This is a genomic window from Vibrio sp. 10N.286.46.A8 (assembly GCF_041470165.1).
GTDB lineage: Bacteria > Pseudomonadota > Gammaproteobacteria > Enterobacterales > Vibrionaceae > Vibrio > Vibrio tasmaniensis_A.
This window is the reverse complement of sequence record NZ_JBFRLX010000387.1, coordinates 1-645: the sequence shown is the minus strand read 5'-3', so window position 1 is coordinate 645 and position 645 is coordinate 1. Positions and strand designations below refer to the sequence as shown.

The window sequence follows — 645 nt, the reverse complement described above, 5'->3', positions numbered from 1 at the left end:
TTTTAGCACCACGCCAGCCATAGATAGATTGGTCATCATCACCCACGATCATCACGCGACAATCCGGGCCTGCCATCATACGTAACCAAGCGTATTGGATGTTGTTGGTATCTTGGAATTCGTCGACAAGAATGTGCTTAAAGCGAGCTTGGTAGTGCTCGCGGATGTGTTTCTTATCGCGCAATAGTTCATGCGATCGCAACAAGATCTCAGCAAAGTCGACCAAGCCAGCACGATCACATGCCTCTTGGTAAGCAGAGTAAATCTTTAACCACGTTTGAGTTATTGGATCATGGTAGGCGTCAATGTGACTTGGGCGTAACCCTTCGTCTTTCTTGCCATTGATCCACCAAGAAGCTTGCTTGGCTGGCCACTGCTTTTCATCAAGGTTTTGCGCCTTAATTAAGCGACGTAGTAAGCGAATCTGATCATCTGAATCAATGATCTGGAAGTCTTCTGGCAGTTTTGCATCTAGGTAGTGAGCACGAAGGATGCGGTGACAGATACCGTGGAAGGTGCCGTTCCACATGCCTGACGAGCTGCCCATCATCAACTCTTCAATACGACCACGCATCTCTGCTGCCGCTTTGTTGGTGAAGGTAACCGACATGATAGAGAACGGTGATGCTTGCTCTACGCTTTGTA

Annotated in this window: 1 protein-coding gene; it reads right to left on the bottom strand. The window is 48.1% G+C overall.

From position 1 onward, the window contains the following. Window positions 1-645: UvrD-helicase domain-containing protein (locus AB4232_RS22605; RefSeq protein ID WP_372088094.1), on the bottom strand; the 645-nt coding region annotated here is incomplete at both ends.